This window comes from Bacillus paralicheniformis, from assembly GCF_001042485.2.
Taxonomy (GTDB): Bacteria; Bacillota; Bacilli; order Bacillales; family Bacillaceae; genus Bacillus; species Bacillus paralicheniformis.
In genome coordinates this window covers 354,186-370,582 of sequence record NZ_LBMN02000012.1, presented here as the reverse complement: position 1 = coordinate 370,582, position 16,397 = coordinate 354,186, and the positions used below count along the sequence as shown (strand labels likewise).

The following is a 16,397-nucleotide window of genomic DNA, read 5'->3' as shown; positions in this document are numbered from 1 at the left end:
TCAGGTTCTTGACGCGATGATGACACGGGAGAGGGCAGCTTTTCTTTTATGATAAAGACAAGCTTTAAACAGCGGGGAGGTTTGACACATGTAATGCCGGTCATTTTTTGAGACAAACGCTTCAGGAAAGGAGAGGAAGAACATGGATTTTTCTGAAATTGCGCTCGTTCCGCTGATTACGGGATTGGTGCATACGGTAAAGCTTGTCGGCATTCAGAAACGATTTCTCCCCATCTGTGCAATTGTCTTCGGCATCTCGATTTCTCTCTTGTTTACCGCAGGGGACTGGAAGGAAGATATGATGATCGGAACTTGGCTTGGCTTGTCATCAGTTGGATTTTACTCCGGCTCAAAAAACGTCTTGAAACCATTATCAAAGGAGGAGATTGAACATGAAGATTTATTTGGATCCGGGGCACGGCGGAAGTGATCCGGGAGCATCGGGAAACGGTTTGCAGGAAAAGGACGTGACGCTTGCCATTGCTCTCAAAATTAATGACATTCTATTAAAAGAGTATGATAACGCAGAGACGAGGCTGAGCAGAACAACAGACAAAACGGTCACGCTCCAGGAGCGCACAGACGATGCCAATTCGTGGGGGGCCGATTTGTTTGTCTCCATTCATACAAACGCTTTTGACGGTACGGCGTACGGGTATGAAGATTATATCTACAGCGGCTTGACCGATGAATCAGTTACCGCTCTTTATCAACGGATCATTCACGGCGAAGTAATTAAACAGAACGGACTCAGGGACAGGGGAATGAAGAAGGCGAACTTTCATGTTCTCCGGGAAACAGCGATGCACGCCATATTGACGGAGAACGGCTTTATCGATCATCCCGAAGATTCGGCAAAAATGAAAAACGCCGCCTGGATCGAACAGACGGCGCGGGGACATGCAGCCGGCATCGCACTCTGCCTCGGGCTGACACACAATGAGTTTCCCCTATATAAAGTGACGATGGACGGGGGACAAATTGGAGCTTACCAAGAAAAAGACGATGTTTTGAACGTTATTTCTGCAAATTGGGACAGCTTTCAAACAGCGGCCATTGAAAAAGGGTAAAAAGGGAAGAATCCATTTTGAATGCTTCAAAATGGATTCTTTAATGTGTACGTGGTGTTCCTTAAAATCAAACGTAGCGGGGTACCGCTTTTGTGACGGCGGGCGCAAGAAAAAACGGAAATACACACGCCAGCGCCTGTTCATAGCCGAACGAGCATCATTGTTTCATCATAACACCATCTTTTCACAAAATCAGCATGCAGCCGGCCCAGAATCCCCCGAGTGAGCAGGCCATTGTGAGCAGCATGTAAACCGCTGAATCCTTTACACGCTTTGCAGCCAAAAGCTGAACCGCTTCGACGCTGAATGTGGAAAATGTTGTGAAGCCTCCGAAAAATCCAGTTCCGACCACGATAGAGACCGTTTGATTGTCAATGCCGAGGCTGACGAATATGCCGAGGGCGAATGAGCCGACAATATTGACCACCATCACGCTGACCGGAATGCGTGGGTGCGGAAACATGGCCATGAGCATATTGCCGAGCCAAAATCTTAAAACGGAGCCGATTCCTCCCGCGATCATAAATCCAACTGCCATCATGATTGATACCGCTCCTTTTCTTTCCCTGACGCTCCGCTGATCCTTTTGCCGATCATGATGCCCAAAAATGCGAAGCACACCCCGCAGGCAAGCGACGCCATCAAGTACAGACCCCCGATGTGCGGAGCGGCCGATTGCAGCAAAAACACGGTCTCTTTAGAAAAAGCGGACATTGTCGTATACCCTCCGCAAAACCCCGTTCCTAAACATAGCTGGACGAGCGGCTTTTTTTCCCGAGCCGCAAAAAAACCTGTCAAAAGGCCGAGCAGAAGGCTTCCAGACGCATTTTCAATAAAAGTCGGCCAAGGAAAACCGGCGGTGCCGCCATGCAGATTGACGAAGTAGCGCAGCAGCGAGCCGAGGGCTCCCCCGATAAAAACGGCAACAGATGATTTCATACTTTTCCTTCTTTCTCAAAAATAATCCGGGTAGTCGGTAATGATCCCATCGATTTTCCAGCTTTTGAGGCGGCGTCCCGTTTTCTGCCCGTTGACCGTCCAGGCCAGCGCCTTCAAATCACAGCTGTGAATCGATTTGATCAGAAAAGGGCTGACCATCGTAGCTTTCAGGCTGACGTACCGGGCAAACCCCGCGATTTGCCGCAGCCGGGCGCGCGGCAGCATTCCGAATCGCGGTCTGATCAAAACGGCGGCCGGAATCGAAGGATACATGTGATGAAGCGCCCTCATGGCGCCTGCGTCAAACGACTGGACAATCGTGTTCATCGAATGGCCGAACCGGCTGATCAGTTGTCCGGCCGCTTTTTCGATTCCGGGCTGGGTTTTGGACGACTTGATTTCGATGAGAAGGCCAGTCTTGTTGTGATACTTCCCCAGAACAGCTTCAAGTGAAGGGATTTTTTCGCCTTGAAATTCCGGGCCGAACCAGCTTCCCGCATCAAGCTTTTCGAGCTCTTTCATCGTATACTCGCGAACGAAACCGGTACCGTTCGTCGTTCTGTCAACTTTGTCATCGTGGATGACGGCAAGTCTGCCGTCTTTTGTCAGCTGTACATCGAGTTCGATAAAATCAGCCCCGAGCTCCACCGCTTTTTCAAAAGCGGCAAACGTATTTTCAGGGGCGTAAGCCGAGGCTCCGCGATGTGCGATAATATGCAAGCATGTCAGCTCCTCTTGATAAAATCTTTCCATCACAAGGATACCCGATTTTGGCGATGCAAGTAAATCATTAGACTGAAGCGGACAAAAGGCAGGAGAAGAGGCAAGCGACAAATTTCGGCAAAATGGTACAAAAGGATCATTTACTAAAAATTCTGATATTTTATAATGGACAAAAGGAGGCGAGATGATGGGTAAAGGGAGAATTAAAGTGGAAGAACGGATTAAGATCGAAACAGATGCTGAAATGTTTAAAGCGACTCTCCTTGATCAAACACAGTCTCAGAAGAAGAAATAGCGGTGTTGGCCCGAATCACGTTGTCTCTGGAACAATAAAATATGATGATCATCAGGCTGCCGAAGTGTTCGGCGGCCTTTTATGCGTGTCGACGGATATTTTTGGCGCACAATAAAGTGAGAAATTTTTTGCTCGTTTTAGTATAATAAAAGCTTGATGAGTGAAATAAGGGAGAGAAAGCAATGTTCGAAAAGTATATGACAATAGATTTCGCTGTCGATATCGGAATCAGCATCGGTATCCTTCTTTTATTTTTCGCGTTTCGAAAAATATTTACGAAATACTTATTCAACCTGATACTGAAATTGACGAATAAGACGAAAACAGACTTTTTCAATCAGGTGGTGCTGGCGTTTGAAAAGCCGGCCCGGTGGTTTTTTGCGATACTCGGTATTTATCTGGCCATCATTTATTCCCCGTTTTTTGATGGGCATATGGCGATCGTTCATAAACTGTACAGAGTGTCCGTGATTTTGGTCATTGTAAGCGGCCTATACAACTTAACGGCGGCTTCGTCGGTTTTGTTCGATAAAATCAATAAGCGGCTTGAGCTTGATATGGATGATATTCTTGCGCCGTTTCTGTCCAAGATTCTCCGTTTTATCATTGTAGCGCTCGGAATCAGCGTCATCGCCGGAGAGTTCAATTATGATGTCAACGGATTTGTTGCCGGACTCGGGCTCGGCGGATTCGCTTTTGCTCTTGCGGCAAAAGACACTGTCGGCAACTTTTTCGGCGGAATTGTCATTATTATGGAGAAGCCCTTTACAATCGGCGATTGGATTGAAACAAATATCGTCACCGGATCTGTTGAAGATATATCCTTCAGAAGCACGAAAGTCCGCACGGCCGGAGAAGCTCTCGTGACCGTCCCCAACTCGGTGCTGGCTAACGAAGCGATCATGAACTGGACGAAAATGCGAAAGCGTCAGGTCACCTTTACGCTCGAAATCGATCCGTCCACCCCGCGCGAGAAAGTCGAACGATGTGTGGAGCGTTTCAAAGAAATGCTCAAGTCGCACGAAGGGGTCAACCCGGATGTCATTATGGTCAATTTCGATGTCCTGAAGGATACGCATTTAAGCATCTTCTTCAACTACTATACCAATACGACGGTCTGGGCCGAAAACTTAGACGTCAGACAGGATGTCAACTACCGCATTCTTGATATTATGAAAGAGGAGCAGGTTGATTTTGTTTCTCCGGGGCACAGCCTTTTTGAGTTGAAGAAAATGAAAGATCAGCAAGGAAATGCTTAGGTAACGCTTTTGGAAGGGAGACAAGCCAAATGGAGGAAAAAGCCCTGAGATTTGCGGAGTTGATCGAAAATGCCGAGCGCATTACCGTTTTGACAGGCGCCGGTATGAGCACGGAATCAGGTATTCCTGATTTTCGTTCAGCCGGCGGCATATGGACGGAAGATCTGTCAAGAATGGAAGCGATGAGCCGTGATTATTACGAACGATATCCAAAATTGTTTTGGCCGAAGTTTAAAGAGCTTTTTCAAATGAAAATGACTGGAACTTATCAGCCGAATGACGGGCACCTTTATTTAGCCGAACTCGAGAAAAGCGGTAAGGATGTCAAGGTGTTCACGCAAAATATCGACGGACTGCATCTCAAGGCGGGAAGCCGCCATGTATATGAACTGCACGGTTCGATCCAAACAGCCGCATGCCCTAAATGCGGGGCGCGCTATGGTCTTGACCACATTCTTCAAGAAGAAGTGCCAAGGTGCCATCGCGTCAATGGCAAGGGGAGAGAATGCGGATTCATATTAAAAACGGATGTCGTGCTGTTCGGCGATGCCGTTCAGCATTTCGACACGCTTTTTGAAGCCCTCAACGAATCCGACCTGCTTTTGGTGATCGGCACTTCACTTGAAGTGGCGCCTGTCAGGTTTGTTCCTGAAGAAGCTCACCTGATCCCCGGGTTGAAGAAAGCGATGATCAATCTCGATGAGACACCTTACGATCATTTGTTCGTTATTGTCATCCATCAAAAAATTGCCGAGTTTGTTCGGAAGCTTAACTGTTAAAAAGGCGCTCCAGACCGGAGCGCCTTTTTCTGAGCTTCATCACAATTTTTTATAATAAAAAACGGATGCATCGAAGCCGCCGTCTGCAGATTCCGCGTATGCGGGAATGCGGCCGGCTTCGGCAAAGCCGAGCGAAGCGTAAAGAAGGTTGGACGGGTCTTTTTCCCTTGTATCCAGCACGAGAAGAGATCTGCCTTCCTGTTTCGCCCTGTCGATCGCTTTTTCCATTAACGATCTGGCGATGCCTTGCCGCCTGAAGGCGGGATCTGTCATTAACTTGCAGATTTCCGCTCTGTGGCGGCCGTTTTGTTTTGTGCATAAGTGCAATTGAACACTTCCCGCGATCCGGCCGTTTTGTTTGGCAATCCATAAAAAAGAATCCGGTGTGACGGCTGTTTTCCAATAAGCCTCCGCCCGTTGCTTTTCAAGCGGAGGCAGAAAGCCGACCGATGCCCCGTCATCGACGACGCGGATGAGAAGCTCGGCCAATTGATTGGCATATTCCGCGGTTGAATGCAACTCTTCGATTTTCATTTACCCACCCCATGATATAAAGATAACTGCATCATAATCAGAAAATTGTTTTTTTGGCAACAAGTGTGTCAGATAATCACACTCGAGGGAGGAAATAAAAAAATCCCCTTCATCAGGGGATCAGACATGGGATGTTATTCATGAACGGGTGTCATCGATTCATCAAGTGTTGCAAATGAATACCCCATGTTTTTTAAATTTGTCAGCAATAACGGCAATGATTGAACCGTTGAAGGAATATCGTGCATCAGGATCACGATCGGCTGTTTTGTCTGCCGCTTTTCCAGCATATTCAGCTGGTTCATGACTTCCGGAACGAATTTTTGGCTTCTGTATTTCCAGTCCAGGCTGTCAATATTCCAGTCCCAATAAATAAATCCGTTCTTTTTCAGCACTTTTTTCTGCGCTTCGGTCAGCGAAGGTTTGCTTCCGTACGGCGTTCTGATCAAATGGGTTTCAACCCCGGTGATAGACTTCAGCGTTTTTTGAGCCTGCTTCATTTCCAGATGAGGAGAATTGGCGCCTTTATAAAATTGCTTTTGGTCATGGGTCACCCCGTGAAGTCCAAGTGCATGGCCCTGCTGCTTCATATTGAGAACGGCTTCTTTGTGAAGCTTCATGTTCGGTTCGAGCATGAAGAATGTCGCTTTAGCATCATGTTCGGATAAAATTTGCAGCAGCCTTTGGCTTACGGCTGAAGGCCCATCGTCAAACGTCAAATAAACCGTTTTTTCCTTCGATTTTTCTTGCTTTTTTTCCGCAGCAGCTTTTTGCTTCTCTTTTTCCTGCTTGCGCTTTTCGATCTGCTGTTTTGTGCTCAAGTGATCGAGAAGTTCGCCTTGCGTTGCTTTTTTGAGCGGAACGCTGTCTCCTTCATGCCTCATTTGGCTGTTTTCCGACACCGTAAGCTCTCTTTTCTCAGTAGCGGCAGAGGACTGTGAAAGGTCCCACACGTACAGGAGAATCAGACACAACACGAAAAAGCACGCTGCTTTCGTCAACAAATAAGCTACAGATGGGGCAGTTTTTTTTGATACTTGGCGCATGTCACTCTCTCCGTATCATTTTTCTCGTTCCAATTCCATTATGAGATAGAATGCTAGTCTCATAAAATAATGGATCACAATGTCTAAGTATACAGGATTGGATAGAAGATGAATACAGGATGAAGGGAAAAATATATCAAATTTTAAGAGAAAATGTTGAACGATAGGGAATGCTGTTTTTTTGATCCTGAAGGCGGAAAAAAGTTTTTGGAAATATTGCACTATTTTGATCAGCAGGGTCGTGTTAGAATGGAATGGAGAAAATTCAGAAGTCAACAAAAATAAGGGGATGGAGAAATGAAAGTTCTTTTTAACGGCCGGCTGATGGAACGGAGCGAGTGTGCGGTTGATATTGAGGACAGAGGCTACCAATTTGGAGACGGCGTCTATGAAGTCATCCGCATTTACAATGGAATCTTGTTCACGCTTGATGAACACATTGCCCGCTTATACAAAAGCGCAGCCGAAATCGGAATCGACTTGTCTTTTTCAGAAGCCGAACTGAAAAGCCAGCTGAAAGAGCTCGTCGACATCAATCAGAGGCGGGACGGCGGGCTGTATCTTCAAGTGACAAGGGGAAAAGCTCCGAGGAAGCATCAATACGGAGCAGGGCTTACGCCTCAGGTGACGGCTTATACATTTCCTATTCAGAAGCCTGAAAAAGAACAGCAAAACGGCGTTTCGGCTATTACTGCGGACGACATGCGCTGGCTGAGATGCGACATTAAAAGCTTAAATCTGTTGTACAATGTAATGATCAAGCAAAAAGCACAGGAAGCTTCCGCCTTTGAAGCGATCTTAATTCGCGACGGTTTGGTGACGGAAGGGACGTCTTCAAATGTTTACGTCGCCAAACAAAATGTTATCTACACCCATCCTGTGACAACGCTCATCTTAAACGGCATCACGCGGATGAAAGTTCTTCAGCTGTGTGAAGAGAACGGCTTGAATTACGAAGAAAAAGCGGTGACAAAGGATGAATTGCTGAATGCGGATGAAGTATTCATCACGTCAACGACAGCCGAAGTCATTCCGGTCACATCGATTGACGGGCAAACAATCGGCTCCGGAGCGCCCGGACCGCTCACAAAAAATGTGCAGACCGCTTTGCAAAACAGCATTTTGTCAGAGACAGCCAAAACGGTTTAACAAAAGAAAAACGCCGCTTCCATGAGGAAACGGCGTTTTTTTACTTGCGGAAACCGAACAAAATTGAAAAGAGCGGCGATAAATATAGGAAAAACACAAACGGCAAATATTCAATGACGGGAACGCCGAGCGCGCTGGACATGAACGCGCCGCTGACTCCCCAAGGGATCATCGGATTGATTAATGTCCCTCCGTCTTCAAGCGATCTCGACAAATGCTTCCGGTCGATTCCGAGCTTGTCATACAGCTTTTTAAAGGACTGTCCGGGAATCAAGATCGATAAATACTGTTCGCCTGTCGCCAGGTTCATGCCGATGCTTGATGAAACGGTTGAGAACACAAGCCGGCCTTTCGTATGAATGCCCTTGATTACACCTTCAAGCAGGCTTGTAATCAGGCCGATTTTTTCCATGAGACCGCCGAGCGCGAATGCGATGATAATCAGGGAAACAGAGCCCATCATCGATTGAAGGCCGCCGCGGTTTAAAATTTTCTCAACGGCTTCAGTGTCGGCTGAGAAAACCGGACCATTCTGCATCGCTGACAAAAACGATGAAATGCTGGCGTCAGGCTGTATCAACGCGGCAAGAATTCCGGCGGAAACGATTCCCGTTGCAAGCGACGGAATGACGGGCGTTCGTCTGACAGCAAGTACAATCACAAGAAGAGGCGACAGAAGCGCCCAGACGCTGATGTTAACTGTACCTTCTATTCCGTTTATGATCGCATGAATGTTTTCGGTAGAAGCCGGTGCCGCCGTTAAAGAACGGCCCATGAAAAAGAAAAGCAAAATCGTGATCAAAAGAGCGGGGATCGTCGTTCCCGCCATATGTCTGATATGCTTGAAAATGGGAAGCTCCCCGACTCCTGCGGCAAAATTGGTCGTGTCAGACATCGGAGACATTTTGTCGCCGAAACAGGCGCCGCAAATCACGGCTCCCGCCGCCCATGTCAGGGGAACGCCGGCCGCCGCGGCCACGCCGATGAGGGCGACGCCGATCGTGCTGACCGTCGTAAAGCTGGAGCCGACCAATGAACTGATCACAAGACAGCTGAAAAGTGCGGTGAGCAGCAGGTGCTGCGGTTCAATCAGGTTCAACGCGTAAACCGTTACCGTCGGAATCGCGCCGCTGTACTCCCAGACTCCGATTAAGATGCCGATTAAACAAAGGACGATAATCGGCTGAACGCCATTCCGGATGCCTGAGACAATGCCGCTTTCAAGGTCTTTCCAGGAATGGCCTTTCACCGCGCCGACAGCGGCTAAAAAACCAACGCAAATCAACAGCGGTATGTGCGCTTCTGCTTTAAATATGAATAAGCAGGTGAAAATAATGAACAATATGGCCAAAAACAATAGAGCCGATATGGAAAACGATAGACGTTTTTCGTTTGACAAATCACACACCTCATTAGAAGAAATATCTCTCTTTAATACTTTGATGCTTTTGTGCATAAACGTATTATAACAGAAAAATAGATTATATACTTAAATTAAAATATTTCAAACATTTTTCAAAGGTTCGCCCATTCTATTTTGAAAGCGCTGACTTTTTTAAGATATAATAGATTAGAGATAGGCATGTACTTGATACACGTTTCACTGATCCTTTAGCCAAAATAGGGGGAAATGCGAATGTCTTACACTGTTCAGAAAAGCCGGTTTTTAGATGAGGAAGCGATATGGTTGGAAAATGATGATTTAGAGGCTGTCCTTGTGCCCGGGTGGGGAAGCAATTTAATTTCACTGAAGTGGAAGCCGAGCGGTTTGAAATTGTTGAAAGCGCCTGAAACAAAGGAAGAATATGACGCGAATCCGTTTTTATTCGGAATTCCTGTTCTTTTTCCTCCCAACCGGATCGATCACGGAAGATTTACATATGCGGGAAGAACGTACGAGCTGCCGATCAATGAAAAGCCGCTCGAAAACCACCTGCACGGATTTCTTTACGATAAAAAATGGACGGTGGAAAAAGTGGAGGCAACAGAAGAGAGGATCATCGTGCAGACGAAGCTGGACTCTGAGGATCATCCCGATATTAAAGCGATCTTTCCGCACTCGTTTTCCATCACCATCACCTACACGTTAGAAGGGCAGCATCTGAAAATCGATGCATCGGCTGTCAACCGCGGTCAAGACCCGATGCCGATCGGATTGGGGTACCACACATCTTTCCGCTATCCTTTAAACGAAGCAGGAGATAAAGAAAGGTGCCTGTTTACTCTTCCTGCCTCAAAGCGATGGACGCTGACAGACCGCATGCTGCCGACAGGCGAGTATCGGGTGACAGAGGAGTTCAAAGCGGGAAAAATGGCAGCGGGAGAAAGGCTTGACGATATATTGGCAGCTGAACAAGACCAGGAAGGAAACAGCGCTGCCGTCATTGCGGACAGCCTCGCCGGCATTCGCGTCCGCTACCAATGCGACGGTCATTTTAAGCACTGGGTCGTGTTTAACGGTACATCAGATCAGGATGACCTGCTTTGTATAGAGCCATATACTTGGATGACGAATGCACCGAACCTCAACCTTCCGAAGAATGTGACCGGATTTCGGGATTTGGGGCCGCAGGAAGAGCTGACGATGCGAAGCAAAATTGAGATGGGCGGAATATAATTCGATATTCCGCCTTTTACCATGAGCTTTTATCAAGCGTAAATGCTGTATGGGACGCTTGTTTGCCCTCTCTCCAATCCAATTGAACCGTTACCTTGCGGCCGGCGAATTCGGCTTCTTCAAGCTCTTCCAAAAAAGAAACGGATTGTTCTTTTGACCCTCCGCCGGGGAATTCGCCTCCCGCGTAATCTTTCATCGGCGTCTCGACTTGGGAGTTCAAAACGATTTCATCGCCAAACTTTACGACCAATTTTTCCAAATATATATCGTCCAGTTCCCCGCGGTCGCCTGTCCAGTAGAGGTCTCCACCGAACAGCGTGCGGCCTTCTATCTTTTTGATCACGGCCTCCCAATTTCCGTCAGCGCTTTGCCCGTTCCATTTCGGGTTTTCCGCCATATAGAAACCGATCAGTCTGCCGCCGAAATAAACGGCGCAAAAGGCCATGAAGAGGGAGGAGATGAATAGTACCGGCCGCTTGTATTCCTGTTTCATATGAACCACCGCCTAAAAAGTTCTGCTTTATGATCATAAAGCAGAACAATCGGAAAAAAAAGCCATTCTCTTAAATTTTAAGGGAACGGGTGCGGGTGCAGGTTCAACTGTTCTGGTGTTAACGGCTCTTCCGCAAAGCCGAGCTCCTTCGGTACAGTGAAAATTCTCTCAAGTCCTTCCAGGCGGATGAAGCGCTGTCCGAATGTCATCGGAATCAGGCCCGGGATGAGCACTTTCACACAGTAAAGTCCGTTCCGTTCGATAACAGGTGAAGTCTGGTCAACGACGATCACTTCAAGGTTGAGACTTCGGAAAGCTTCAAGCAGGTCGCAGAGATCTTCGGTTAAATCAAGGTGTTTCTTTCTTTTTTTAAAGGCATCGTCGAATGTTTGCAGAGGCCCGCTTTGATTCAGCAAAAACCGGAGGCGCTCTTCAGCTTCGGGCAGTCCGTACATGAAGCTGTGATCCTCCATTTCCTGCACTAAAGCAGGATTGCTGAGCATCTGGTGATATTTGCTCCTTTCAGATTCAAATTTGCGGTCGTGCTTCAACATCATGCCTGCCAGCTCATGAAGGGCGCTTTTCACCGCTTTTACGGGATCGGGGTGGGCGCCTGCGGAACAAATCAGATTCAATCCTTCCCGTTTTCTGTTTTTGGCGATCGCCCAAATGCTTGGAATGTCGTATTCCATCGTTGAATTAAAGATATGCAGATCATATCCCGCCACACTTCGCACCCTCTCTGTCATGAGGCGTAATTCCGGATCTCCTGAAGAGTCGAGATCCAGCTGCCGAAGTGGAAGCCTGGCATACCAGGTAAGCAAAAATGAATCGCGCTCAGCCGCTTCTAATATGCCGTGGAAAATCGCTTCCTCCAAACTCCCTCCGAGTGCACAGCCGTTCGATGTTTCATAGACGAAGCTGTCTTCGCGGCCCAGGCTGTAATAGGCGAGCGATTCAGGAACGAGAATCGGCCGATTCTGCAAAAATGAATAGCCCCATACCCAGCGGAGCGGGCGGGTCGGGTGAAATGGCTGGAAAGGAAAATCGGGATGCATGTATTGTTCGGCTTGATGGAGCCCGACTTTTGCCGGGTCGAGCGCACGATCCTTGACATTTTCGTAGGTGTCATGTACGACCGTCCGTTTGCCGCGCGGTTCAATTCCGGAATAGCGTTCCAAACCTTCTAAAATGGCGGTCAATTCGCTGTCTTCATACGAATGACTCCGCCCTCCGACACCTTCATTTCCCGTCCATAAAGGCATATTGACGATCATATCGGCGAACGGCAGAATCGCGTCATAAATTTTGGCGTTGAATATCCCCGTTCTATGATCCAGATAGTCTTTGGCGAGCGTTTGTTTTAAATCGTCCGTGTTTCGCACGCGAAAGCTGTCCGGGTTCGTTTTCAGGCTGGGCCGAAGCGATATCCGTGCGGATTCCGCTCCGTCTTCAGGCAGACTGCCGCATATAGGGCATGTCGGTTCCGGGATGAAAGCGTGGAGCGAACTTTCTAACGTTTTCAAATTGACGATGTAAAGGTTTTTTTTCAATCGGCCGCGCCCGCCGTTCATGATGTTGTCGACTTCTGTGCAGACCAGGCTGACCATCTGGCGGCAGCCGGTCATTGAAACCCACGGATCACGGCTTATACCATTGCTTTTTTGTTCCAGTTCAAGCGTCTCTCTGCTGTCGGGGCCGGAGATATACCGTCTCCTATCGGCGCATTGGGAACATCCTGACGCTGACGGATTAACGAGCGGCCCGATGACTCCTTCGCCAAAAGATGCAAACCCGCGAAGCCACGGAATCCCTGCCGCCCTTAGCACCTTTTCAGCCTCGCGATATAATAAAGGCCGCCAAGCATCGTGCAGCACAAGAGCGAACGCAGTCTCCTCCGGTATGCTGTTCTCAAAATCAGACCTTCGGATCACGTTATATTCAGCAGATAATTGTTGTGATGCGCCTTCTGCCATCAATCCTTCGCCAACGACCAAAATGGAGCGGTTCATCAAGGTTCCTCCTTTCGCAACTGCACGCAGTAAATACCTGCTAGTTTTTCTTTGAAAAATGGTTCAGCAGGCAGCTCATAGACATAAAGCTGCAAGCCGCGGTTGTTTTTCAAGGCGGAAAGCAGTGTTTGCTGCAAAGCAGCGGAAATGGGGATGGCAAGCTTCAGGTCACTAGGCTCCAGCAGAACATCCGCGCCTTTCACAGGATCTTTGTCTGTCAGCGCCCGTTCGAGCGCTTTTCTGAGAGCAAATGTGATGTTGAGTCCGGAACTTCCGTACCAGCGGCCGCGAATTCCCGCCCATGCGACAGGGAAGCCTTCTATGTTTTTTCCTAAACCGATTTCCGGTTTGCCGTACAAGACTGTCAGCGCTTTTAAATAAAATGAGGAATGCCGGTCTTCCATCCCGCCCAGCTGAACGAGGGAAATCGTTTCTTTTCCGCTCTTTATCCGTTCTCGCAACCGGTGTTCCAAGCATTTCTCCAATCCCCTTAATACGCCTTCAGCCAGCGTTTCTCCGGCGGCGATCGCGAACTCCCCGTTATTCGGATAAGAACGCGTCAACCTTGATGCATACATTTCAATACCCGTCAGCCCGGCGTCCCGCCGCGCCTCTTGATGGGTCAAACCGACCGACACCGTCTCAGGCAGAAGCTCCGCAGGTCCGGAAGAGAGGGGGTCTGCTGTCTGAACAAAGCATTGTGCTAAAGGAAGCTGCCGCAATTGTTTTTCTTCCCACAGATGAAAAATGCCCGTTACGGGTGAGGTCAGTTCGCTGAAACATTGGAATAACCGGCTTTCTGCTTCTCTTCCGGGGCGCTCCGAAAGTTTCGCTTCAAGGTCGCAGATGAGTTCAGGCGAATCCTTGCCGCAAGCGAAGTCCGGATGCGGAAGAAACATATGCCAGCCGCCTTCGAGCGTTGCCAAATCAATCAGGTACACTTGATTCTTCTTAGATAATGGTGCAAGCTCAGCAGCTGCTTTCATCAATTCGAACACAATAACGTTTGCCAGCATGTCTTTTCCTGCCGAAGGAAAAGTTCGAAGCGTCCGTTCTTCATGGAGCGCAGACCGATGGAGGCGCCTCCAGGCATCCTCCAGGCATCCGTCTCCTTGTTGATGAAAGACAGGGCCTGCCAGTCCGACTTGTTTCAGGCAGATGCCGGGTATGAAGCCTTTGTTCTCTTCGAGGCAAAACGTTTGAAGAGCACGGAGCTCATCTGTGAAGCCGAGGTCAGAGACATATAAAACCCAATCGGCAGATCGCACCGCTTCCCGCCAGTGTTGCGTTTCGGTGCAGCCAATCTCCAGTCCGCTTTCTGTTTGCCCTGATATTTCTGCCAGTTCGTCTAAAGCGTGCCCGGATGCATCCGTCACGATCGCACGGATTCTTGAAAAACCGGAATCGATCAGCGACCGGACCAATTTTGTGAGAAAGGAGCCGGTCCCTATAGCCGATATTTTGGTTTGACGCGACAGCTGAAAACGGTATGCGCCGGAATCGGCAAAGCTTTCAATAAATTCGATTTGGGCTTCAAACGTTTGAAGCACTGAGCTTTCCAGTTTGTGCGGGTGATCCCGGCTTACGTCGCGAACAAACCCGTTTTTATAAAGCATTTCTCCGATTTCATATACTCTCTTTCGGTACGGAGCCTGCAGCCCTTTTGTCAAGTCTTCAAGCGAATGTTCCCCGTTGAACATCGGCAGAAGTTTTTCGATCCATTGAGCAATCGAAGATCCTTTTATGCGAAACGACCCGGAGTTATTTCTAAAATATGCGCCGCCGTTCGGATCAGGAAGAAACCATGTATCCTGGTTTACTTTCAGGCGAGCGGAAGCAGTCAGGTGTGTCATGCTCTTCCTCCTTCCATGTTTTAAAAACAAGACATACCATTATATGTAATTTCGTTTGTCCTTTATGCAATAGAAGACCCCTGCGGCAAAAGAGGCAGGGGAAGTCTTCTTTTTTATAAAAAAACTACATGCCTCCGTGCCAACAGCTCCAACAGCAATGGCCCGCGCAGCTCCAACAACTGTGGCCCGCGCAGCTCCAACAGCTGTGGCCCATGCAGCTCCAACAGCAATGGCCCGCGCAGCTCCAGCAGCTGTGGCCCGCGCAGCTCCAACAGCTGGCACAGCTTCCGCAGCTCCAGCAGCTTGCGCAGTGTTTAACATTGGCGTGATGACGGTCCGCATCCCAATGCGTCATATCTTCTGCCTGGAATTGATCCATCTCCAACGACTGCAGTTCATCATGGAATGGTTGCATTTTAATATCCCCCTTCATCGGTAAAATTTTTTGACCAAAACACAATAAAAGAAGAATGAAACATAAGCAAAGTCAGATTAAGTCAAATACCCCGGGTACTCACAAGATCAAATTATGAGGTCTGTTAGGTGGTTGTTACTAAATTGAACGCCTATTTTTCCTGTTATTGGATTTCGCTGAAGAGGGGCTTTTATTTTGCAGCCATACTTGCGGCAGTTTATTGAGACCGGTGGGGGCTGAAGAGAGGAGGACAATAAGTAAAACCAAAGAATCCGAGGCAAGGTGGAGAAAAAAACAAATGTAAGTCATGTGGAGTGAAAGTCTAAATCGAATACAAATGCAATTTCTGGAAATACCTAAAGTGAAGAAAATATAGAGGGTAAAGGTAACCATTCGGCTTAGCAGGAAAAAATCAATTGGCGTTGTATATAGCAGTGGAGGATCATTCGCGGGAACAGTGCCCTTGCAGTTTTATACTGATGCAAATGCTTATGTATTACTACAAAAACAGGTTCTTTCAACAAGTATGTTTTCATAGAGAGGGAGAGATTGCATTGATCAATTTTTCAATAATAAATGCTTTCATAGTATTAGGAGTCTTCCTATTTATTGTTTGGGGAATGATCTCCTTTATTAACAGGTTTAGAAATTCAAGAAGATCATAACATGATGAGAGGCCGGACATTTGACCGGCCTCTTTTAAAATCGTTATTTTACAATCAGCACCGGGATCTCCGATTTTGTCGATATCTTGTCGCTGACGCTGCCAAACAGGAGTTTTTTCAGGCGGTTCTGGTCGCGCGTACCCGTGATGACGAGGTCAGCGCCGATGTTTTCAGCATGTTGCAGAACTGCGTTGGCCGGGTCTCCTTCCAACACTTCTATTTCCGCGTCGTACAGGTTTTCGCTTAACATGATTTTCGCTGCCGCAATCGCTTCTTCCGCGCTGTCCTCATAGATCATGGGTTCACCGGCCAAGTCTGAATCGTGGGGGACCCGGGGCGCGGCCGGGAAGCCGCTGTAAAGGTACGGCGCGCCGGCAGCGGGTCTTTCGTCCGCAGCCTCTGTTCTCACTTGCCTCGGTTCATGGACATGGGCGACGGTCAATTGTGAGCCGAGCCTTTTCGAGAGGTCGATCGCTTTTTTCAGCGCTTTTTTGCTTTCCTCTTTTCCGTCAAACGCGACAATGATCCGGTCAGCTTTAAACAAATTG

The 16,397-nt window shown here is 48.1% G+C and carries 18 protein-coding genes; 7 read left to right on the top strand and 11 right to left on the bottom strand.

Annotated elements, in window-relative coordinates; genetic code table 11:
• Positions 1-142 precede the first annotated feature (142 nt).
• Positions 143-430, top strand: coding sequence for a hypothetical protein (locus ACH97_RS10950; protein ID WP_020450747.1), 288 nt, complete (start codon positions 143-145; stop codon positions 428-430).
• Entirely contained in the window at positions 393-1,070 is a 678-nt protein-coding gene (locus tag ACH97_RS10945; protein ID WP_048350130.1) for an N-acetylmuramoyl-L-alanine amidase family protein, read from the top strand. Before ACH97_RS10950 ends, ACH97_RS10945 begins: the two co-directional genes overlap by 38 nt.
• 184 nt (positions 1,071-1,254) lie before the next feature.
• On the opposite strand, the gene crcB is transcribed toward ACH97_RS10945, so the two are convergent.
• The 3 genes from crcB to ACH97_RS10930 are packed head-to-tail and all read right to left on the bottom strand — an operon-like array spanning position 1,255 to position 2,729.
• The gene (gene crcB, locus ACH97_RS10940; protein ID WP_020450749.1) at positions 1,255-1,611 is read right to left on the bottom strand and encodes a fluoride efflux transporter CrcB; all 357 of its coding nucleotides are present in this window, start codon (positions 1,609-1,611) and stop codon (positions 1,255-1,257) included.
• Positions 1,608-2,009 carry a fluoride efflux transporter FluC gene (locus ACH97_RS10935; protein WP_020450750.1) on the bottom strand — a complete coding sequence of 134 codons (402 nt, stop codon included), beginning with the start codon at positions 2,007-2,009 and terminating at the stop codon, positions 1,608-1,610. The genes crcB and ACH97_RS10935 overlap by 4 nt, the downstream gene beginning before the upstream one ends.
• A gap of 15 nt (positions 2,010-2,024) precedes the next feature.
• Positions 2,025-2,729, bottom strand: a complete 705-nt coding sequence (locus ACH97_RS10930; RefSeq protein WP_228119597.1) for a glycerophosphodiester phosphodiesterase — start codon at positions 2,727-2,729, stop codon at positions 2,025-2,027.
• 190 nt (positions 2,730-2,919) lie between these two features.
• On the opposite strand from ACH97_RS10930, the gene ACH97_RS23430 reads away from it, so the two are divergent.
• From ACH97_RS23430 to ACH97_RS10920, 3 genes are all read left to right on the top strand, one after another.
• Complete coding sequence (locus ACH97_RS23430; RefSeq protein ID WP_003180159.1) at positions 2,920-3,027, top strand: YhdX family protein; 108 nt, start codon at positions 2,920-2,922, stop codon at positions 3,025-3,027.
• 182 nt (positions 3,028-3,209) lie between these two features.
• Positions 3,210-4,286, top strand: coding sequence for a mechanosensitive ion channel family protein (locus tag ACH97_RS10925; protein ID WP_020450752.1), 1,077 nt, complete (start codon positions 3,210-3,212; stop codon positions 4,284-4,286).
• A gap of 29 nt (positions 4,287-4,315) precedes the next feature.
• Entirely contained in the window at positions 4,316-5,065 is a 750-nt protein-coding gene (locus ACH97_RS10920; protein ID WP_020450753.1) for an NAD-dependent protein deacylase, read from the top strand.
• A gap of 39 nt (positions 5,066-5,104) precedes the next feature.
• On the opposite strand, the gene ACH97_RS10915 is transcribed toward ACH97_RS10920, so the two are convergent.
• Together ACH97_RS10915 and ACH97_RS10910 are read right to left on the bottom strand one after the other, a co-directional pair.
• Complete coding sequence (locus tag ACH97_RS10915) at positions 5,105-5,599, bottom strand: GNAT family N-acetyltransferase (protein WP_020450754.1); 495 nt, start codon at positions 5,597-5,599, stop codon at positions 5,105-5,107.
• A gap of 134 nt (positions 5,600-5,733) precedes the next feature.
• Positions 5,734-6,645: a polysaccharide deacetylase family protein gene (locus ACH97_RS10910; RefSeq protein WP_020450755.1), complete on the bottom strand. Its 912-nt coding sequence runs from the start codon at positions 6,643-6,645 to the stop codon at positions 5,734-5,736.
• A 297-nt stretch (positions 6,646-6,942) separates the two neighbouring features.
• Here ACH97_RS10910 and dat point away from each other — a divergent pair, with 297 nt between their 5' ends.
• The gene (dat, locus tag ACH97_RS10905) at positions 6,943-7,794 is read left to right on the top strand and encodes a D-amino-acid transaminase (protein WP_020450756.1); all 852 of its coding nucleotides are present in this window, start codon (positions 6,943-6,945) and stop codon (positions 7,792-7,794) included.
• Positions 7,795-7,834: 40 nt separating this feature from the next.
• Here dat and nhaC read toward each other — a convergent pair whose 3' ends face one another.
• Complete coding sequence (gene nhaC, locus ACH97_RS10900) at positions 7,835-9,193, bottom strand: Na+/H+ antiporter NhaC (RefSeq protein ID WP_020450757.1); 1,359 nt, start codon at positions 9,191-9,193, stop codon at positions 7,835-7,837.
• Positions 9,194-9,430: 237 nt separating this feature from the next.
• On the opposite strand from nhaC, the gene ACH97_RS10895 reads away from it, so the two are divergent.
• Positions 9,431-10,411: an aldose 1-epimerase gene (locus ACH97_RS10895; RefSeq protein ID WP_020450758.1), complete on the top strand. Its 981-nt coding sequence runs from the start codon at positions 9,431-9,433 to the stop codon at positions 10,409-10,411.
• Positions 10,412-10,427: 16 nt separating this feature from the next.
• Here the strand turns inward: ACH97_RS10895 and ACH97_RS10890 are convergent, their stop codons facing one another.
• The 5 genes from ACH97_RS10890 to ACH97_RS10870 form a co-directional block, all read right to left on the bottom strand.
• Positions 10,428-10,904 carry a DUF4944 domain-containing protein gene (locus ACH97_RS10890; protein ID WP_048350129.1) on the bottom strand — a complete coding sequence of 159 codons (477 nt, stop codon included), beginning with the start codon at positions 10,902-10,904 and terminating at the stop codon, positions 10,428-10,430.
• 77 nt (positions 10,905-10,981) lie between these two features.
• Complete coding sequence (locus ACH97_RS10885; RefSeq protein ID WP_048350500.1) at positions 10,982-12,916, bottom strand: TOMM precursor leader peptide-binding protein; 1,935 nt, start codon at positions 12,914-12,916, stop codon at positions 10,982-10,984.
• Positions 12,916-14,769, bottom strand: coding sequence for a putative thiazole-containing bacteriocin maturation protein (locus ACH97_RS10880; RefSeq protein ID WP_020450760.1), 1,854 nt, complete (start codon positions 14,767-14,769; stop codon positions 12,916-12,918). Before ACH97_RS10880 ends, ACH97_RS10885 begins: the two co-directional genes overlap by 1 nt.
• Before the next feature lie 124 nt (positions 14,770-14,893).
• On the bottom strand, positions 14,894-15,184 hold the full coding sequence (locus ACH97_RS24460; RefSeq protein WP_162264443.1) for a heterocycloanthracin/sonorensin family bacteriocin: 291 nt from the start codon (positions 15,182-15,184) through the stop codon (positions 14,894-14,896).
• Positions 15,185-15,892: 708 nt separating this feature from the next.
• Positions 15,893-16,393, bottom strand: a complete 501-nt coding sequence (locus tag ACH97_RS10870) for a universal stress protein (RefSeq protein ID WP_020450763.1) — start codon at positions 16,391-16,393, stop codon at positions 15,893-15,895.
• Between the last annotated feature and the right edge of the window lie 4 nt (positions 16,394-16,397).